Source organism: Nocardiopsis sp. NPDC055824 (genome assembly GCF_053616335.1).
Genome location: NZ_JBSHDN010000365.1, coordinates 1 through 3066 on the forward strand (window position 1 = coordinate 1; position 3066 = coordinate 3066).

At 74.2% G+C, this 3066-nt stretch carries 3 protein-coding genes; all 3 read right to left on the bottom strand.

Annotated features, from left to right (window positions below):
* Nucleotides 1–84 precede the first annotated feature (84 nt).
* Nucleotides 85–882 carry an ABC transporter permease gene (locus ACWGL3_RS31805; RefSeq protein WP_267947922.1) on the bottom strand — a complete coding sequence of 266 codons (798 nt, stop codon included), beginning with the start codon at nucleotides 880–882 and terminating at the stop codon, nucleotides 85–87.
* Nucleotides 879–1850, bottom strand: coding sequence for an ATP-binding cassette domain-containing protein (locus ACWGL3_RS31810; RefSeq protein WP_267947921.1), 972 nt, complete (start codon nucleotides 1848–1850; stop codon nucleotides 879–881). The genes ACWGL3_RS31805 and ACWGL3_RS31810 overlap by 4 nt, the downstream gene beginning before the upstream one ends.
* Nucleotides 1851–2260: 410 nt before the next feature.
* Nucleotides 2261–2860 carry a PadR family transcriptional regulator gene (locus ACWGL3_RS31815; RefSeq protein ID WP_267947920.1) on the bottom strand — a complete coding sequence of 200 codons (600 nt, stop codon included), beginning with the start codon at nucleotides 2858–2860 and terminating at the stop codon, nucleotides 2261–2263.
* Nucleotides 2861–3066 lie beyond the last annotated feature (206 nt).

Here is a 3066-nt window from a genome sequence, read left to right on the forward strand (position 1 = left end):
GCCCGGTGCAGGCCCCGGGCCGGAGCGGAGGTCCGGAACGGGCACGGGCCGAAGCGGAGCGGAGGCCCGGAACAAGCACGGCCCTCAGGAGCTGAGCCTGCGCATCGCCCGCGAGCCGAACGCCAGCGCGACGACCGCCAGCGCGACCGCGACGGCCCAGCCGATCCCGACCGACAGGCCCCAGTCGCCCGCGAACAGGGCCCGTTCGGCGTCCACCACGTACGCCACCGGGTTGAGCCGGGACAGGCCGTAGAGCCACGACGGGGCCAGCTCCATCGGCAGCAGCACGCCGGACAGCAGCATCAGCGGCATGAGCACCGTCTGGAGCACCGGAGCGAACACGTAGGTCTGCTTCACCGCCATGGCCGTCAGGTACGACAGGGTGGACAGGCCGATCCCCAGGACGGCGAGCAGGAGCAGGCCGACCACCGCGCCCGCCACGGAGATCCGCAGTCCGAAGGGGATCACCAGCACGATGATGAGCACCATCTGCGCCATCATCTGCGTCACGTCCCGCAGCACCCGGCCGAGCAGCAGCGACACCCGGCTCGCCGGGGTGGCCAGCATCCGCTCGTGCGCGCCGGAGGCCATCTCCGGAAGCAGCCCGAACCCGGCGAACCCCGTGGTGAACAGGGCGACCATGACCAGCAGGCCGGGCACGAACCACTGCCAGGGGTTCTCGCCCTCGGCCCCCGCGAGCCCGGTGAGCAGGGGCGCGAACAGCACCAGGTACAGGATCGGCTGGAGCATCCCGAAGCCCAGGAGCAGGGGCCGGTGCAGCAGCGGGCGCATCTGGCGGACGAACACGGTCCAGGTGTCGCGCGCGACGCCCGACCCGCGCGCCGGGGCCGCCCCGGTCCTCGGCTGTTCACTCACGGTCATGCCTCCTCCTCGCGCAGGCTGCGCCCGGTCAGGGTCAGGAACACGTCGTCCAGGGTCGGCCGCTGCACCCGCACGGAGAGCAGCGCGACCCCGGCCGCGTCGAGGGTGCGCAGCAGTTCGGGCAGGACGCCGTCCCCGCGCTCCACGCGGAAGCGCACCTCCGGGTCCCGGCCCACGGCGGCGACCACCTCGGCGGGCCCGGCGGAGGGCACCCGCTCGGCGATCCCGGCGCCCGTGCGCGCGTCCTCCTCGCTTCCCACGGAGAAGGTGACCAGGTCCCCGGACACCTTGCCCTTGAGCTCGTCGGCGGTGCCGTCGGCGATGACGCGTCCGTGGTCGATGACCAGGACCCGTTCGGCCATGTCGTCGGCCTCGTCGAGGTAGTGCGTGGTGAGCACGACCGTGGTGCCGAGCCGTTCGCGCAGCCGGGCCACGTGCTCCCACAGGTTGGCGCGGCTGTGCGGGTCGAGGCCGGTGGAGGGCTCGTCCAGGAACAGCAGGCCGGGCTCGTGGACGAGCCCCATGGCGATGTCGAGCCTGCGGCGCTGGCCGCCGGAGAGCTTGCCCGCCTCCCGGTCGGAGGCGCCTCCCAGGTCCAGCAGGTCGAGCAGCTCGTCGGCGCGGCGGCGCGCGGTGCGGCGGTCGAGCCCGTACAGGAGTCCCTGCGTGCGCAGCTCCTCCCCGACCCGCTGGTCGCCGCCGGCGCCGTTCCCCTGGCCGACGAACCCGATCCGGCGGCGGACCTCGGCGGGCTCGGTGCGGATGTCGCGCCCGGCGACCGTGGCGGTCCCCGAGGTGGGCTCCAGCAGTGTGGTGAGCATGCGCAGCGTGGTGGACTTCCCGGCCCCGTTGGGCCCGAGGAGCGCGACGAGTTCGCCCTCCTCGACGTCGATGTCGACGCCGCGCACGGCCTCGACGACGTCCTTGCCGACCCGGAACGTCCGGGCCAGCTCGTGCGTGTGGATCATCCCGCCTCCTTATTCAAACTTGAATGCGGCGACGAGTCTGCCCCATCCCCGACAGATGTTCAAACTTGAATATTAAAATCGGCGACCGTCCCTGCTCAGGCGCGCGGGGCGGTGACGGGACCGGGGATACGGGGCTCGGAGGCGGGTTCCGCCGGGCCGGACACGGAGAGCACGAGGAGGGGCGCCCGGGAAGCGAGGGCCGGAACCAGTCCCCCGGCCACGCCCGGGAAGGGTGAGGGGCGTCCGTGTCGCCGGAAGCGCGGCGTGCGGGGGAAGCGCGGGGCGGAGTCGTGTCACGGGGCGGCCGTGCGCGAAGGGGCCGAGGATCCGGGACCGGGCACGGTCGCCACAGGAACGGCGTGCGAGCGGGTCGGCGGCCGGACGGGCGCCGTGGGCCTTGCGGCCGGAGGTCAGGCGTCGTCGCGTACCGGCGGCAATCCGAAGGCGCGGGGGCTGTCGTCGGCCATCGTGTACTTCCCGGCCTCCAGCGAGGCGATCAGCCGACGGGTCCACTCGGCGCCGGCGTCCGTGGTGAGCCGCCACAGCGTGAACAGCTCGCGCACGTGCGGGGGCTTCCCCCACTCGGCGTCCGTGGCCCGGACCGCGTCGCCCAGCCCCGGGGACGCCTCCTCCAGTGCGGCGAGCCGCTCCTTGAGCAGCCCGACCGCCTCCGCGCGCGGCAGCGAGGTCATCAGGGTGATCCCGGCGCACAGCAGGCCGTGGTCGTCGCCGGTGTGGCGCAGGGCCTCGCCCATCAGCCGGCGGAGTTCGGCCTCCCCCTCGTCGGTGAGCGCGTAGGAGGTGCGGCCCACCTCCTCGTCGCCGGGGGCGGTGAACTCCCGCAGCCTGCCCTCGGAGGTGAGCTTGTTCAGCGCGTGGTAGATGGACCCCCACTTGACGTTGGCCCACTCCTTGGCGCCCCAGGACATGAGTTCGCGGCCCACCCGGTACCCGTGGGTCCCCCCGTGGATCCGCACCGCGCCCAGCACCAGCAGCCTCGTCGCCGACATCGCCGTCCTCACTCGTCTCCGCCGTCCCCAGGATACGAGCAGTGACGGGACCGCCCCTCCCGCACGGACGACCGGGCCGACCGGAGCGCGGGCGCGGGGCGCGAACGGACGCCCGCCGACCGCGACCGGCGGGCTCGGGGAGGGCCCGGAGACGCCGCGAGGGGGCGGCCCCGCCCCCGCGTTTCGCGGCGGGCCGGGCCGCCCCG

Coding starts and splice junctions, on each gene's coding strand:
- ACWGL3_RS31805 (WP_267947922.1), bottom strand. CDS start 882: ATGACCGTGAGTGAACAGCCGAGGACCGGGGCGGCCCCGGCGCGCGGG.
- ACWGL3_RS31810 (WP_267947921.1), bottom strand. CDS start 1,850: ATGATCCACACGCACGAGCTGGCCCGGACGTTCCGGGTCGGCAAGGAC.
- ACWGL3_RS31815 (WP_267947920.1), bottom strand. CDS start 2,860: ATGTCGGCGACGAGGCTGCTGGTGCTGGGCGCGGTGCGGATCCACGGG.